The sequence below is a fragment of the Massilia haematophila genome (assembly GCF_042647645.1).
GTDB lineage: Bacteria > Pseudomonadota > Gammaproteobacteria > Burkholderiales > Burkholderiaceae_D > Telluria > Telluria haematophila.
The window spans coordinates 2,372,398-2,387,368 of record NZ_JBHRVV010000001.1; the positions used below are offsets into that span (position 1 = coordinate 2,372,398).

Annotated in this window: 13 protein-coding genes; 5 read left to right on the plus strand and 8 right to left on the minus strand. The window is 67.4% G+C overall.

What is annotated here, in order from left to right; genetic code table 11:
- Nucleotides 1–19 precede the first annotated feature (19 nt).
- The 3 genes from ACFOPH_RS10545 to ACFOPH_RS10555 form a co-directional block, all read right to left on the minus strand.
- On the minus strand, nt 20–502 hold the full coding sequence (locus tag ACFOPH_RS10545) for a chemotaxis protein CheW (protein ID WP_312550626.1): 483 nt from the start codon (nt 500–502) through the stop codon (nt 20–22).
- Nucleotides 503–585: 83 nt separating this feature from the next.
- Nucleotides 586–2,490 carry a flagellar assembly protein A gene (locus tag ACFOPH_RS10550; RefSeq protein ID WP_379735145.1) on the minus strand — a complete coding sequence of 635 codons (1,905 nt, stop codon included), beginning with the start codon at nt 2,488–2,490 and terminating at the stop codon, nt 586–588.
- Nucleotides 2,491–2,728: 238 nt separating this feature from the next.
- Nucleotides 2,729–3,148 carry a hypothetical protein gene (locus ACFOPH_RS10555; protein ID WP_379735147.1) on the minus strand — a complete coding sequence of 140 codons (420 nt, stop codon included), beginning with the start codon at nt 3,146–3,148 and terminating at the stop codon, nt 2,729–2,731.
- A 303-nt stretch (nt 3,149–3,451) separates the two neighbouring features.
- On the opposite strand from ACFOPH_RS10555, the gene ompR reads away from it, so the two are divergent.
- From ompR to ACFOPH_RS10580, 5 genes are all read left to right on the plus strand, one after another.
- The gene (gene ompR, locus ACFOPH_RS10560) at nt 3,452–4,153 is read left to right on the plus strand and encodes an osmolarity response regulator transcription factor OmpR (protein ID WP_229425647.1); all 702 of its coding nucleotides are present in this window, start codon (nt 3,452–3,454) and stop codon (nt 4,151–4,153) included.
- Nucleotides 4,153–5,523, plus strand: coding sequence for an ATP-binding protein (locus ACFOPH_RS10565; RefSeq protein ID WP_449288633.1), 1,371 nt, complete (start codon nt 4,153–4,155; stop codon nt 5,521–5,523). The genes ompR and ACFOPH_RS10565 overlap by 1 nt, the downstream gene beginning before the upstream one ends.
- A 22-nt stretch (nt 5,524–5,545) precedes the next feature.
- Nucleotides 5,546–6,508: a threo-3-hydroxy-L-aspartate ammonia-lyase gene (locus ACFOPH_RS10570; protein ID WP_379735149.1), complete on the plus strand. Its 963-nt coding sequence runs from the start codon at nt 5,546–5,548 to the stop codon at nt 6,506–6,508.
- Nucleotides 6,508–6,882 (plus strand): RidA family protein, encoded by a 375-nt coding sequence (locus ACFOPH_RS10575; RefSeq protein WP_312550622.1) that lies wholly within the window; start codon nt 6,508–6,510, stop codon nt 6,880–6,882. Before ACFOPH_RS10570 ends, ACFOPH_RS10575 begins: the two co-directional genes overlap by 1 nt.
- A gap of 103 nt (nt 6,883–6,985) precedes the next feature.
- Nucleotides 6,986–7,417, plus strand: a complete 432-nt coding sequence (locus ACFOPH_RS10580; RefSeq protein WP_379735151.1) for a DUF4124 domain-containing protein — start codon at nt 6,986–6,988, stop codon at nt 7,415–7,417.
- Between the two features lie 338 nt (nt 7,418–7,755).
- On the opposite strand, the gene ACFOPH_RS10585 is transcribed toward ACFOPH_RS10580, so the two are convergent.
- The 5 genes from ACFOPH_RS10585 to ACFOPH_RS10605 form a co-directional block, all read right to left on the minus strand.
- Nucleotides 7,756–8,517, minus strand: coding sequence for a DUF2092 domain-containing protein (locus ACFOPH_RS10585; RefSeq protein WP_312550619.1), 762 nt, complete (start codon nt 8,515–8,517; stop codon nt 7,756–7,758).
- A 295-nt stretch (nt 8,518–8,812) separates the two neighbouring features.
- A complete protein-coding gene (locus tag ACFOPH_RS10590) occupies nt 8,813–11,761 on the minus strand; it encodes a putative bifunctional diguanylate cyclase/phosphodiesterase (protein ID WP_312550618.1) in 2,949 nt (982 codons plus the stop codon).
- Between the two features lie 98 nt (nt 11,762–11,859).
- Complete coding sequence (locus ACFOPH_RS10595; protein WP_312550617.1) at nt 11,860–12,651, minus strand: N-acyl amino acid synthase FeeM domain-containing protein; 792 nt, start codon at nt 12,649–12,651, stop codon at nt 11,860–11,862.
- A gap of 159 nt (nt 12,652–12,810) precedes the next feature.
- Nucleotides 12,811–13,698 carry a PhzF family phenazine biosynthesis protein gene (locus ACFOPH_RS10600; protein ID WP_379735154.1) on the minus strand — a complete coding sequence of 296 codons (888 nt, stop codon included), beginning with the start codon at nt 13,696–13,698 and terminating at the stop codon, nt 12,811–12,813.
- A gap of 75 nt (nt 13,699–13,773) precedes the next feature.
- The gene (locus ACFOPH_RS10605; protein ID WP_379737906.1) at nt 13,774–14,679 is read right to left on the minus strand and encodes a pirin family protein; all 906 of its coding nucleotides are present in this window, start codon (nt 14,677–14,679) and stop codon (nt 13,774–13,776) included.
- Between the last annotated feature and the right edge of the window lie 292 nt (nt 14,680–14,971).

Genomic DNA, 14,971 nt, shown 5'->3' on the forward strand with positions numbered 1-14,971 from the left:
AACAGAGGCAAAGCCACCATCAGGCCACCTGCCTCGCCCCACCCTTCACCCCGCGATCGATCGACATCAACCGGTCGATATCCACCAGGATCAGCCGCCTTCCATTGGCGACACCGAGCCCGATCAGGTAATCGATGGCGCCGCCGTCAGCGCCGGGAATCGGCGAAATCTGGTCGGCCTGGAGCGTCACCACGTCGGTGATGCCGTCCACCACCATCCCCATCACGCAGGTCGACAGCTTCAGGATGATCACGTCGGTCATCGGCGTGGTGACGACCGGGTGGCCGCAAAAGGCCGCGCGCATGTCGACGATCGGCATGATGACGCCGCGCGATACCGCCACGCCGCTGATGATCTCGCCGCCGTCGGCGAAGCGCTCAAGCGACTTGAGCACCCGCAGTTCCTGCACCTTGCCGAAATCCAGGCCGTACTCGAGGCCGCCGAGCGTGAAGCTGAGAAATTCATTGCCCGCCGGGCGAGAGATTGCAGTGTCCTTGTGCATGATGGTTCCTTTCACGAACAGACCCCATGCTAAGCCGCGCCGCCATCTCCTCTCTTGAGTGCAGTCAACATTTCCCTACGACATCACTGTGCTTTGGTACCGCCTTCATTCTCCCAGCGATAGGCGCCGCTCGCGCCGGTGTACAGGCGCGCGCCCTCGGCGCCGCGCAGGCGCGTGTGGATCTCGCGCGGCGCCATGTGGTGCAGGGGCGGCGCGTCGGGATCGAAGGCCAGCGTGCGCACCTGGGTTTCGCCGGCCAGCTGGCCGATATCGACCCGGGTCAGGCCGGCACGCTCGGCGCGCTGGGCCTCGAAGCGCGCCAGCAGCGCCTGCCCTTCGGCCAGCTCGGCGTCGAGCGACTTGCGCGCCGCGCCGACCTCGCCGATCTTCGCCAGCGCCGGACCGGCCGCCTGGCCCATCCGCTGGAACTGCTGGGCCTGTGACGGATTCAGGCGCATCTCGCCGCTGCGTACCTTCCCTGCGATGCCGAGGTACTTGCGCACCTCGGGCTCGGCGCACAGGCGCGCCAGCTCGGCCTTGTTGCGCTCGATGCCGTCCTCGATCTGGGCCAGGCGCGTGCGCACCTGCTTGACCACCTCGTCGATGCGGCCGCACTCGGCGAGCAGCGCATGGACCAGCATCTCGCTGTCGCGCCATGGCGCCGCACTGTCGATGCGCACCCGGCACGCGGCGAGCGCGCAGCCCTCGGCGCTCCCGATCGCGACCTCGTCGGCGACGATGTCGCAGTTGACGGCCTGCTCGATGCAGACGCGGGTCGCCGCGACCACGCAGTTCTCGGCGCGCTGCAGGGTCACGGTGCCGGCCAGCGCCTGGATGGTCGCCGACGACGCCACGCCGTCGACCACGATGTCGCCCTGCCGGTTATAAGCGCGCCCGCCGACCAGGTTGGCGCGCAGGCGCACGGCGCCGCCGCGCGAGACGATCTCGCCATAGACGTCGGCATGCACGGTGATGCTGGTGCCTTCGATGACGCGCTTTTCCTGCACCTCGCCGAATTCCTCGAAGTCGCCGCTCAGCTGCAGGTTGCCGGTGGTGCGCACGCTGACGCCGTCGCGACTGACGATCCTGTCGTCGACCGAGATCCGGCGCGTCTTGCCGTCCACGTTCAGGAAGCCGGTGCGCAGGGCGACCAGGTAATCGTCCCCGGCGTGCTTCTCGACGCTGGTGCCGGCCCCGGCACAGGCCGCGAAATCGAGGTCGCGCGGCGCGGCCGGCGCAATGCGGATGCCCGATATCTCGAAGCCCGGCGTGCCGGCCTGGGGCGGCAGCTTCTGCAGCAGGCGGGCGCCAGCCTTTACCTGCGGGAAGCGGTTCTGGAAACTCATCAGGTCGAGCTTGCCGTTGGCCAGCTGGCGCGGCGCGTTGCTGCGGTGGATGTCCTCGGACACCTCGACCACGCTGGCGTCGATCCCCGCCACCGGCTCCAGGCGCCGCGCGACGACGATGCGGCCGGCGTTGCCGAGCGCGATCGCGGCGCGCACCGCGGCGATGTCGATGCCGAAACGGATCCCCTTGAGCCACATGTCGGCCACGAATTCGTCGATGTCCAGGCGCGCCGCCACCTCGGGCTCGCCGTCGGCGCCGGCCAGGTGCACCGGCTCGAAGCAGTACTCGGCCGCGCCGCCCATGATGCGCACCGAACGGTAGAGGGCGCGGCGCTGGGGATTGAACGGCACGATGTCGTCGGCCAGGCGCACCCGCGCCACGCCGTCCGGCCCGACAGGCAGGGCCGGGCCGCTGTCGAACAGGGCCTTGATCAGGACCGGATAGTCGAGGCCGGTGAAGTAGCGGCCGGCGCGCAGGATGCCGTCGACCGCCGCCAGCAACGTGGTGCCGAGCACGGCGGGATCGGCGTACACGCCGTCCGGGCGCTGGTCGATGCAATGCGCCGGACCGGTGGCAGCAAACCGCGTCGCCGGCGTACCGGGAGGATTGGCAGGAGTAAGCACAGCGGCGGGATCGGACACGTTTGCGCTCCAGGTGAGTGTGACTCGCCCTTGGGCTGACCGATGCGGCAAGGGGTGAAGCGGGCTAGCCTATCATGTTGTCGCCAATAAATAAATATTGATCAACAATATTTCGCTCGAAACAATACTTCTTGCATCAAGAGCAATGCGTTGACAGGGGACGAGCGGGACGTTTTCCTGGACGAGCGGGCAAAGAAAAAGCCGGGCGAACCCGGCTTTCTTGTTTTGCAGGTCACCATCATCGGCGCTGCGCGTTCGGATAGATATCCATTCCCGCCTCGTTGATCTGGCGGCGCAGGTCGCGCCGCTCGTCCGGGGTCAGGCGTCCGCCGCGGCGGCCATCGCGCGCGCTCTGCTCGTACTGCAGCTGGGCGGCCTGGCGGCGCTGCTGTTCTTCCATCGCGCGCTGCTGCTGTTCGAACATGCGCTGCTCGCGCGGCTGCTCGATCTGCGGCGGCGGGGCCTGGAAACGTTCGCCGCGCATCGAGGGCGGCGGGGACAGCTGGACGTCGTCGCGACGTCCGTGGTTCTGTGCATGCGCGGCGCCGAGGCCGACGCAGGCGAGCATGCAGACAGCGAGACCACGGCGCGCCAGGCGGGCAAGCCGGGGCCCCGGGGCCTGGGCTGCTGCATAGGTTTTGGTGAGCGCGTCTTTCATGGTGTTCCTCTTCCGCGATGCCGGATAAACAGATAAGCTGTACTGGATAAATCGCACCCGATAACGGTACGAAGTAAGCTGTATTTCATGGGTCCCAGTGTATGTGGAATGCAGCCGGGGTATAAGACCAATTGAGTAAAGTTTGTAACACAATGTAATGCCCTACGCGAATGGCCCTTATTTAAAGCGCAGAGAAGTTACCATAGCGACATGAATCTGACAAATTGACAGCATATGAATACATCTTCCAATACGAATTCGGCCGGCGCAACGGGCAACACGGGCGGCCATAACGCGAAGATCATGGTCGTCGACGACGACGTCCGCCTGCGCGACCTGCTGCGCCGCTACCTCACCGAACAGGGCTTCCAGGTGGTCACCGCCGAAAGCGCGCCGGCCATGAACAAACTGTGGCTGCGCGAGCGCTACGACCTGCTGGTGCTGGACCTGATGCTGCCGGGCGAAGACGGCCTGTCGATCTGCCGCCGCCTGCGCGGCGCCGGCGACCAGACCCCGATCATCATGCTGACCGCCAAGGGCGAGGACGTGGACCGCATCGTCGGCCTGGAAATGGGCGCCGACGACTACCTGCCGAAGCCCTTCAACCCGCGCGAACTGGTGGCCCGCATCGGCGCCGTCCTGCGCCGCAAGGGCCCGGACGAAATCCCCGGCGCGCCCTCGGAAACCCCGCAGACCTTCGAGTTCGGCCAGTTCGTGCTGGATCTCGGCACCCGTACGCTGAAGAAGAACGGCGAGACCGTGCCCCTGACCACCGGCGAATTCTCGGTGCTGAAGGTGTTCGCGCGCCACGCGCGCCAGCCGCTCTCGCGCGAGAAGCTGATGGAACTGGCGCGCGGCCGCGAATACGAAGTGTTCGACCGTTCGCTCGACGTCCAGATCTCGCGCCTGCGCAAGCTGATCGAACCGGACCCGTCCAGCCCGCTCTACATCCAGACCGTCTGGGGCCTGGGCTACGTCTTCATCCCTGAAGGACAGCCGCGCTAGTGCCTGCATCGTTCCTGACGTCCCGCCCCGGCCGCAAGCTCTGGCTGCGCAGCGGCCTGTTCTGGCGCACCTTCTTCCTGATGTCCCTGCTCACGACGCTGTCGATGGGCTCGTGGATCGGGATGCTGAACGTGTTCCAGCGCGGGCCGCAGGTACAGCAGACGGCCGAGCTGGTGGTGTCGGTGGTGACCCTCACCAAGGCCGCCCTCACCCACTCGGCGCCGGAGGCGCGGCTCGAACTCCTGATCGAACTGGTGTCGAACGAAGGCATCCGCGTGTTCGCGCTCGAGCCCACCGACGAGGTCGCGCCGCCGCCGGACAACGCCCTGATGCCCGACATCGCCGCCGCCGTGCGCGAAAAGCTCGGCCAGCAGACCCGCTTTTCCAGCCGCGTGAACGGCATGGCCGGCTTCTGGATCAGCTTTAACATCGAGGACGACGAATACTGGCTGATGCTCGAACGCGAGCGCCTGGCCGGCCTGACGCGCGTCCAGTGGCTCGGTTGGGCCAGCGTGGTGGGCGTGCTGTCGCTACTCGGCGCGGCGTTCATCTCGAGCCTGATCAACCTGCCGCTGGCGCGCCTGACCGCGGCCACGCGCGCCTTTGCCAAGGGCGAACGCCCGGCGCCGCTGCCCGAAAAGGGGCCGCAGGAGATCATCGAGGCCAACCGCAGCTTCAACCAGATGGTCGAGGACCTGGCCCAGGTCGAAAAGGACCGCGCCGTGATCCTGGCCGGCATCTCGCACGATTTGCGCACGCCGCTGGCGCGCATGCAGCTCGAAGTCGAGATGGCCAACCTGCCGGTCGAGGCGCGCGAAGGCATGCAGTCGGACATCGCGCAGATGGACGCGATCATCGGCCAGTTCCTCGACTACGCCAAGCCGACCGAGGCCGCGACCTTCGTGCCGGTCGACCTGTCCGGCCTGCTCGCCGACAGCGCCATGCACGCCGCGCGCATGCCCGACGTGCGCACCAGCACCGAGATCACGGAAGGCATCCGCGTCATGGGCAACGAGACCGACCTGCGGCGCGTGATCAACAACGTCGTCGAGAACGCGCGCCGCTACGCCAGGACGCCCGGCAAGGACGTCACCGAGATCGAGTTCTCCTGCCAGGTGCGCACCACGCCCCACGGCCGGCGCGCCGTCGTCGAGATCGGCGACCATGGCCCCGGCGTGCCGCCCGACCAGATCAACCAGTTGCTGAAACCCTTTACGCGCCTGGACACGGCGCGCGGCCAGGCCAACGGCGCCGGCCTGGGGCTGGCGATCGTCGAGCGCGTGGTGACCCGCCACAACGCCGAGCTCACGGTGCGCAACCGCGAAGGCGGCGGCCTGCTGGTGCAGCTGGCGCTGCCGCTGGCTTCCTGATTCCTCTCTTCGTAAGACCATCATGACCACACCCCTGCACTACAGCGACGTCGAACAGGCGGCCGCCCGCATCGAAGGCGCCGCCCACCGCACGCCGGTGCTCACCTCCTCCACCTTCGACGCCCGCGCCGGCGCCCGGGTCTTCTTCAAGTGCGAGAACTACCAGCGCATGGGTGCCTTCAAGTTCCGCGGCGCCTACAACGCGATCGCGCGCTTCACCGATGCGCAGCGCGCCGCCGGCGTGCTGACCTTCTCCTCGGGTAACCACGCCCAGGCGATCGCGCTGTCGGCGCGCCTGGCCGGCATCCGCGCCACCATCATCATGCCGAAGGACGCGCCGGCGCTGAAGGTCCAGGCGACGAAAGAGTACGGCGGCGAAGTGATCTTCTACGACCGCTACACCGAGAATCGGGAGGAAATCGGCCGCCGCCTGGCCGAGGAACGTGGCATGACCCTGATTCCGCCCTACGACCATCCGGACGTGATCTGCGGCCAGGGCACGGCCGCCAAGGAACTGTTCGAGGAAGCCGGCGAACTCGACGTGCTACTGGTGCCGCTCGGCGGCGGCGGCCTGCTGGCCGGCAGCACGCTGGCGGCGATGGGCCTGTCGCCCGCGTGCAAGGTGATCGGCGTCGAGCCGGAAGCCGGCAACGACGGCCAGCAGTCGCTGCGCCGCGGGGAGATCGTCCACATCGGCGTGCCCGACACCATCGCCGACGGCGCCATGGTGACCCACGTCGGCGAACATAACTTCGAGGTGATCCGGCGCCGCGTCGACGACATCGTCACCGTCAGCGATGCCCAGCTGGTCGAGACCATGAAGTTCTTCGCCGAGCGCATGAAGATGGTGGTCGAGCCGACCGGCTGCCTCGGCGCGGCGGCGGCCCTGCACGGCGTCTACCCGGTCGCCGGCAAGCGCGTCGGCGTCCTGATCAGCGGCGGCAACGTCGACCTGTCGCGCTTCGCCCAGCTGGTGGGCGCCTGATGGAGTTCATCCAGTCGCCCGCGCTGCCGCCGCCCGCCGGCCACTATTCGCAGGCGGTCGCAGCCGGCGGCCTGGTCTTCCTGTCGGGCATCCTGCCGGCGCGCGGCGAGATCCCGCCGGACAGCGATTTCGACGCCCAGTGCGCCTCGGTCTTCGACCAGTGCGAGAAAGTCTTGCGCGCGGCCGGCTGCAGCTTCGGGGACGTGGTCCAGTGCACGGCCTACCTCGCCGGCGTCGAGCACTGGCCGGCTTTTAACACCGCCTATGCCGGTGTGTTCGGCGACCACAAACCCGCGCGCGCGGTGGTGCCGGTGCCGGCCCTGCACCACGGTTTTTTGGTGGAGGTGCAGCTGGTCGCCCAGCGGCCGGGCTAACCCAACAATAGTTTTTTTGACAATACATTGCACAGGGTGAGGCAACGAACAGAGGCTGGCGGCCTCGGCCCGGAGAATGGCTCCATCGAACAAGGAGCCAAGCATGAAACAACTGGCCTCTCACCTCTGCCTGATGCTGGCCGCCGTCGCGGCCGCCCCCGCCGCGCTGGCGGGCACCGAAGTACTGAAATGCGTGGACCGCGCCGGCCACGTGACCCTGACCGACCAGCCCTGCGAAGGCGCGGCGCGCGTGACGCGCATGTCGTTCGGATCGACGTCCGAATCCGCGTCCCAGGGCGGGTCGGGCAGCACGTCGGCAACCGCCAGCGGATCGGGCGTGGAGCCGCAGGGCGTGCCCCTGCAGCGCTACGCCGCCACCCCGCGAATGCAACAGCAGCACGACTGGCGCCCGCGCATGCCCACGCGCGACCGTCCGCTGGCGCGCGACGTGGCGACCCTGAAGGCCGCACGCGCGCAAATGATGCTGCTCGACGCCGACCGCCAGCCACAGCCGCAACTGGCCACCCTCCAGTAGGGTGGGCGGCTGCGCAGGACGGTTGGCGTCGACGTGACGTGGGCGCCGCCCACGCGGTGATCGCTGCTGGCGAAGCCGCCGCGCCCGCCGATCTTGCCGCCGCCGACGCTGCCTGCCTGCCCGCCTAGCAATAATAGACGCCGGCCGCGCACCGTCTTGCCGTGCGCCGCGCCACGCCACGCCCGCATAGCTGACCGGCGTCAGCGGTCGTCCGACGACCGCCCCGGCCGGCGCCACCACGCTGGGCAGATTCGGCACGCCGGCGTGCTCGGCCGCCTCGAGGGCCAGCCCCAGCGCCAACAGCGCCAGCACGCCGGGCCCATACCGTTTCATGATCTTCATGGATTTCCTTTCGCCGCATCGGTGGCCTTGAAGATGGCGGGGATGTCGCTCAATTCCTGGACCTTGTCGGGTGTCAGCTTCTGGGCGCCGGCCGGAATGGCCAGCCTGAACGCATCGGTGGGCACCTTGGCGCCGGTCTTCCAGTCGCGGATGTCGATGCGGTACTCCGGCGCGCCGGTGACCTTCTTACTGGTGATGACATAGCGGCAGGGATACGGCGTCGCACCCTGGGCGATCCAGATCTGCCAGTCGACCTCGCGCGCGCGGAAAGCGAGATGGTCGCACTCCACCCCGCGGATGACGCCGCTGCCGAGGTCCTTGACCTCAGTCACCTCCGGCATCAATTCCTTGTAGGGATCGGACATCAGCAAATCGGCTCCCGGCACCGGCCGGTGGTATTTGTCGCGCAACACGTCGACCAATTGGTCGATGCTGCCGGCCGCCTCGACCTGGGCGTACATATTCGAATTCTTGCCGAGCAGGGTCACGGTCTTGCCGTCGAAGCTCATCTCCATGTGGGCAAAGCCGCCGCGGCGGCTGACGTGCAGCTTGTCCGGCCGGTTCATGACCACGCTGCCCGAAGCGGCCAGCGTCAGCTTCTGCTGCTGGGCGCTGACGAGGTCGAGGCTGGAGTCGAATTCGAAGGAAATCGCCTTCTGCGCCGCCAGGTAATCGGACATCGCCTTCAGCAGGCGCCTGGCGTCCGCTTCGGCGGCGCCCGCCAGGGTCGGCGCGAGCGCCGCGCACAGCAGCGCCAACCGCGACAGGACGTGGCTGCGCGTCGTTCGATGCTGGCAAGTTTGATGCTGACGAGTTTGATACTGGCGAGTTTGATACTGGCACCTCATGCTGGCCTCCCATCGCCGCCAGGCTGCGCACGCATCGGACCGGCGCCACCTGGCGGTGCGTCCGGTCGTGCAATCCTTGCAGTGTAGTGCGGATGGGCGGCGGACCAAGGCAGCCGGGCAACACCGGGGACACCCGCTGATACCTCTCAAACGGTCCACCGATTGGCGGAACCGTTCTGCCGCCCCTTCCTGCTAGTTCTTCCTGCTAGTAGGAGCGCATGAAGCCGCGCAGGTCGAGCGCGGCGGCGTTGCCCAGCGAGGGCAGCATCTCGAGCAGGACCGCGTCGTCGATGAAGCTGGCCGACGAGGCCGCGTTCAGGATTTTCTCAGGTGCCTGCGAGCGCGCCACGGCCCAACCCTGCACATAGTCGACGCCGATCTCGGCCAGGGTCTGTACGGTGGCCGCGTCCTCGGCCCATTCGGCGATCGTCTTCATGCCCAGGTTCACGGCCAGATTGACGATGGCTTCGACGATGGCGACGTTGGCCGGGTGCGCGTTGATGTTGACGATGAAGTTGCCGTCGATCTTCAGCACGTCGGCCGGCAGCTCCTTCAGGTAGGAGAAGGAGGTATAGCCGGCGCCGAAGTCGTCCAGCGCCACCTTGACGCCGAAGTTGCGCACCTGGTCGATGAAGCGGCGCGTGTTGTCGAGGTCGTGCAGGGCCACGCTCTCGGTGATTTCCATGCACAGGCGGCTGGCGACATGTACGTGGCGCGCCAGGATCTCGAGCGTGTCCTGGACGAAGCGCTCGTCGTTGAGCGAGGCGCCCGACAGGTTCATGCAGACGAAACGCGTGTTCGGCAGGCGCCCGGCATTCTCGGCGATCCAGCCGAGCGTGGTGGCCAGCACCCAGCGGTCGATCACGCCGGCGCGGCCGCTCTTCTCCGCCGCGCCGATCAGCGGACCGGCCGGCATCACTTTCCCGTCGGCGCCGCGCATGCGCAGCAGCACCTCGAAGTTGAGCGACTCGTGCGGCGACTTGAGCGACATGATCGGCTGCATCTCGATGAACAGGCCCTCGGTCGCGTGCGGTCCCTGCAGCTTCGCCACCAGGTTCAGCTCGGCCTCGCGCTCGTGGAAGGCGCGGGCGTTGCGTTCGTACACCACCAGGCCGTCGCTTGCTTCCTTCGCTTCCCGGCAGGCGCGGTCGGCGGTCGAGATCGCGTCCTTCATCGGCATGCCGTCCGAGACCTCGATCAGGCCGACCGAGCCGCGCACGTGGAAGGCCTTGTCGCCGACCCGGTAAGGCGTGCCGCCGATGCGCTCGACGATGCCGCGGCAGATCAGCGAGGCCAGCGGGATCGCGGTGTCGGGCATCACGATCACGAACTCGTCGCCGCCGACGCGGCCGATCTGCTGGCCGCCGGCCAGCATCATCGCCATCCGTTCGCAGACCTGCTTGAGCACCTCGTCGCCGGCGGCGTGGCCGAACAGGTCGTTGATCAGCTTGAAGCGGTCGAGGTCGATATAGGCGACGGCCAGCGGCTTGCCCGCCGCCAGCGAGACGGCGGCGTGCTCGAAGGCCTTCTCGATGCCGCGGCGGTTGAAGACGCGGGTCAGCGGATCGTTGTTGGCCATGAACTTGAGCTGTTCGGTGGCCTTGGTCTTTTCGGTGATGTCTTCCAGCACGCCTTCGATGCGGCCATGGGCCAGCGTCGCGCGCACCAGGAAGCGGCGCTCGCCTTCGCGGCTGGCGATCTCCATCTCGACATGGGTCTGCTGGTGCACCTGCTCGCGCAGGCTGAACCAGGTGGCCTCGTCGAAGAACTGCTGCCACAGGGTACGGCTGGAGACGGGCGTCTCGCAGGCCAGCATGCGGCACAGGGCCGGGTTGGCCGACAGGAACAGGCCATGCAGGTCGAGCGTGAACAGGCCGACCGGCATCGCCTCGTAGGCATGCTCGAGCTCGGCCTGGGCCGCAATGCGCTTTTGCGTCTCCAGGCGCATCTGCTCGGCGACGGCCAGCGCGGCCAGCAGGCTGGAGGCCAGCGCGGCGGTGACGCTGTTGATGACCCCGACCACTTCGCGCACGCCGAGCGCGGCCGCGACGATCTCCGCCAGCGAGGCCAGGAAGGTCAGCGCGAACGAGGCGGCGAACCACGAGGCGACGCGGTTGCGCGATTCGACCATGATCTTGAACAGGCCGACCGTCATCAGCGACAGGCAGCAGGTGCAGATCACCCACAACATCGGCAGGAAGATCCGGAACGGCACCACGATCGCCGCCACCAGCATCGGCATGCACAACCATTGCATGATGCGCATCGGCGCCGAGTAGCGCAGGTCGTCGAGGCTTTCGCGCAACAGGTACTGGTACAGCGTCAGGGTGGCGATGCCGTACAGCGTGATGGTGACCGTGCGGCTCAGCAGCAACCAGTCGGCCGGAAGGGTCTGGCCCAGCCACTGGATGTCCCAGCCGGCGGACAGCGCGCCCACGCGCAGGTTCAGGATCAGCCAGCCGGCAAACAGGACGTACAGCCGCTGGCGGTTGATGAAGGCCGTCAGCAGCACGAACAGCGCCAGCACGATCATTCCGCCATCGAGCAGCCCCGACTTGCGGTGATACTGCTCGATCGACAATTCGAACTCGTCGGCGGCCCATTGTTCCACGCTCAGCCGTGCCGGGCCGGCGAAATCGGCGACGCAGACGACCTGGGCCGGCAGGCGCGCCATGCGCAGGGCGAAGCCCGCCTTGACGGCATCGAGCGCACCGGTCGCGTGGTCGCGCGTGGCCTCGCCGAGCAGCGCCTGGCTTGTCGCATCCCAGCAACGGATGGACTGCGCGTGGCGCGATGGGAACTCGATCACGTCGCGCTCGATCGAGGCGGCCATCGGCGCAAAAGCGAACCAGACCGGGCGCTCCGACAGATGGGTATCGTAGCTGGAAGCGGCCGGACGGGCCTGCAGGCCCGCGAGCACGGCGCCGAGGGGCGGCGCCATCGCCTCCGCCTCCTGCTGGACCAGCACCCGCAGCGGCAGCGTGGCAGGCGCGCTCACACTGTACTGGTTGTGCCAGAACGCCAGGGCGACGAGCGAAAACAGCCCGATCCCGATGGGGATCAGATAGTACGCGAAGACGGCGAGCACCTTTTCCATCAGGCCGTGGGCTGAGAAGGAAGCGGTGCTGGGTTTCGGTGACGAGATGTTTGGCATAAGCGGTATCACATGCGGGCGGCAGCGGCGGCGAAACATCCGCTGCCGGTCAGACGCAAGGATACAGCTTTAGGTTGATGCCGTCATGCAATATCTAGTCAGGCGAAAGCCAGTTCGCGCGCCGCGAAGCCGGCTTCCGGCGCCGGCTGCGGGACGCGCGCGCGGGCGATGCGCGGCACGGCGCGCGGGCCGACGTCGATATCCGGATGGCGGGTGCCGAGGAAGAAGTTGAACATCGGATGGCGCGCAGCGGCCCAGCGCGCCTCGAAACTGGCCAGCTCGAACGCCATCACACGGTGCTCGATGTTGCCGGCATGACGCAGCGGAATCAGGCCCTGGCCCGGGAACACATCGACGAACATCAGTTGCTCGTACTGGCGCGCAACCGTCGCGCGGCCGCTGGCGACCGACCATTCGATATCGTTCTGCTGGCAATACATGAAGCAGGCCTTGATCAGGGCCATCTTGACCAGGCGCCCGGCACGGCCGTCGTCCACGCCCAGGCGGGTCGCCTCGACCAGGCGGCAGCCTTGCAGCCACTCCGGCAGCTCGACCGACTGCTCCACGTCCAGCGGACGGAACAGGTTGGTACGGATGCGGGTGCTGCCCAGCGGCGTGCCGTCGAGCTTCGACTCGGCCAGCAGAACGATGGTATCGCTTTCGTAATCGGCCGCCTCGGGCAACGCCAGCGCACGGGCAAAATCCGGCACGTGACGTGCGTAGGCGGCGTGGCGGATGCGTACCGCCTTGAGCAGCTCGTCCTCGGTCTCGACGCGGCGGATGGTGAACGGAAGACGCTCGACCGCCTGGTGCACGGCCTGCTGCCCACCGAACGGGCGGATCGCGTCAGCGTTCGCTTGGGTGGTGAGGTTTGCTTGGCACAGCTCCATGACGGTTACTCCTAGAAATTTAAATTAAGTGAGGAAAGAATTCTTGTTTCCTGATAATTATCAATCCCTAGGGAAATATTTATGCTTTGAGCAAAGCGGCTTTTACCCTTTAGTTCCAAATTGACAAAACCCGCGAGTCAGTTATTAATCCAACGTGACTCACAAACGGCGCGCCGTGCCCGAGACCCGGATCGAGCTGCCGGGCGCCGCACCGATGTCGGCGCGCAGGCGCGAACGCATGCCCATGTCCTCGCCTTGCACCACCTCGATGTGTCCGCCGTGCGGCCAGCCCAGGTCGCGCAGGTAGCCCGCCAGCGCGGCCGTGCCGGCCCCCGTCGCTGGATCCTCGTAGACGCCGCCGGCGGCGAACGGGTTGCGTGTATGGAACAGCGAATCCGATTCCGCCCAGGCCAGCACCACGGTGACGATGCCGAGCCCGCGCATGAAACGCCGCCCCGCATCCAGGTCGTAGCGCATCGCCGCCAGCAGCGCGCGGCTCTTCAGCGCCAGCACCAAGTGGTCGGCGCCGCCATGGGCCAGCGCCGGCGGGATCCGCGGATCGAGGTCGTCGTCGCGGTAGCCGAACAGCGCCAGCGCGTCCGCGACCGCCGCGAGCGGCGCCGGGGCGCTGCGCGTGGGCGGCGACTGCAGGGCGGCCGAAACAAGGTGTCCGGCATGATTGCCGCCGCGCCTGCCCTCGACCGTGATGCGCGCGTCGTTCAGGGTCAGCGCGAAGACGCCGTCGCCCCGGCTCGCCGCCAGCGCCGCGCCCAGTGCGATGGTCGCGTGGCCGCAGAACGGCACCTCGGCTTCGGGCGAAAAATAATGCACCCGGTAGCCGTCCTCCCCGCCCTCCTCCAGCGGCGCGGCAAAGGCGGTCTCGGAATAGCCGATCTCGTGCGCAATGCGCTGCATCTCGGCCGCGGACGGAAGGGCGGCGCCGATCAAGACGCCGGCCGGGTTGCCGCCTTCGCTGCCGTCGGAAAAAGCGGCGATGCGCTGCACGCCGGCGGCCGAGGGATGGCCGGTATTGACACGATATTCCAATTGCATGTTTCCTTTTGAAAATTCATTACTCATATGACCACGCCGCCGCAGCGCCGGCGCGTACCCTGCCTGGGCTCACGGGTAGCGGACCGGGCGGCCCGGCGTCTCGGGCAGCGGAATGAACTCGGTCTCGCCCAGCACCTGCGGAAAGGCGCCGTTGCGCCAGTCCTGGCGTGCCTGCTCGATGCGGTCTTCCGAACTGGCGACGAAGTTCCAGGACAGGTAGCGCGGACCGTCCATCGGTTCGCCGCCGAGCAGCATGGCGCGGGTCGGCCCGGGGCCGGGCGCGGACAGGATCACCTCGGTCTTCGGCTTGAGCACGACCAGTTGCCCGGCCTCGAACACGCCGTCGCGGCCCAGGTCGAGCTGCCCTTCGACGATGTACAGCGCCTGCTCGTGGTATTCCGCCGGCATCGCGATGCGCGCGCCGGCCTGCAGGTGCAGGTCGACGTAGAACATGTCCGAATGGGTGGGCACCGGCGCCTTCTTGCCCCAGTAGCTGCCGGCCACCACGCGCGCGCTGACGCCGCCATCCTCGATGAAGGGCAAGTCCTCCGCGTCGATGTGGGCGAAGCCAGGATCGCTTTCCTCGCTTGCGCGCGGCAGGGCCACCCAGCATTGCAGGCCGAACAGGTCGGAACCCTGGCTGCGGCGTTCGCTGGCGGTGCGCTCGGAATGGACGATGCCGCGCCCGGCCGTCATCCAGTTGACTTCGCCCGGCTTGATCGGCTGCACGCTGCCCAGGCTGTCGCGGTGCAGGATCTCGCCGCTGAACAGGTAAGTGACGGTGGCCAGGCAGACGTGCGGGTGCGGCCGCACATCCAGGCCCTGGCCGGGCTGGAACACGTGCGGGCCCATCTGGTCGAGGAAGACGAAGGGTCCGACCATGCGGCGCTGGCGGCTGGGCAGCGCGCGCCGCACCTTGAAGCCGTCGCCGAGGTCGTGCGTGGGCGGCACGACGACAATCTCGATGTCGTGCATGCCGTTGTCGTGATCGATGGTATCCAAGCTGGTCTCCCTGGGCTGGCCGGCACGCGGCCGGCGGGTGAATGTGGGTCCGCCGCCACGACGACGTGCACATCGCGCGGTAAGCAAGACAGTCTACGTGGCCCCGCGTTCTTGTGCAAATGTTCACATATTTATTGCTGAGGAGCAGCGCCCCTTCGGTTATAATGGCGGCACCCATTGGGGAGTAGCCTGCTTCCTTCCCAGGAAGTTCCCGTATCAACATACTCGGCCAGCAAACATCAGTCGCCGTGGTACGGGCAGCCGA

Bases quoted from the DNA above. Each gene is read 5' to 3' on its own strand.
- ACFOPH_RS10595 (WP_312550617.1), bottom strand. From the start codon at position 12,651: ATGGAGCTGTGCCAAGCAAACCTCACCACCCAAGCGAACGCTGACGCG.
- ACFOPH_RS10580 (WP_379735151.1), top strand. From the start codon at position 6,986: ATGAAACAACTGGCCTCTCACCTCTGCCTGATGCTGGCCGCCGTCGCG.
- ACFOPH_RS10545 (WP_312550626.1), bottom strand. From the start codon at position 502: ATGCACAAGGACACTGCAATCTCTCGCCCGGCGGGCAATGAATTTCTC.
- ACFOPH_RS10590 (WP_312550618.1), bottom strand. From the start codon at position 11,761: ATGCCAAACATCTCGTCACCGAAACCCAGCACCGCTTCCTTCTCAGCC.
- ACFOPH_RS10575 (WP_312550622.1), top strand. From the start codon at position 6,508: ATGGAGTTCATCCAGTCGCCCGCGCTGCCGCCGCCCGCCGGCCACTAT.
- ompR (WP_229425647.1), top strand. From the start codon at position 3,452: ATGGTCGTCGACGACGACGTCCGCCTGCGCGACCTGCTGCGCCGCTAC.
- ACFOPH_RS10605 (WP_379737906.1), bottom strand. From the start codon at position 14,679: ATGCACGACATCGAGATTGTCGTCGTGCCGCCCACGCACGACCTCGGC.
- ACFOPH_RS10570 (WP_379735149.1), top strand. From the start codon at position 5,546: ATGACCACACCCCTGCACTACAGCGACGTCGAACAGGCGGCCGCCCGC.
- ACFOPH_RS10555 (WP_379735147.1), bottom strand. From the start codon at position 3,148: ATGAAAGACGCGCTCACCAAAACCTATGCAGCAGCCCAGGCCCCGGGG.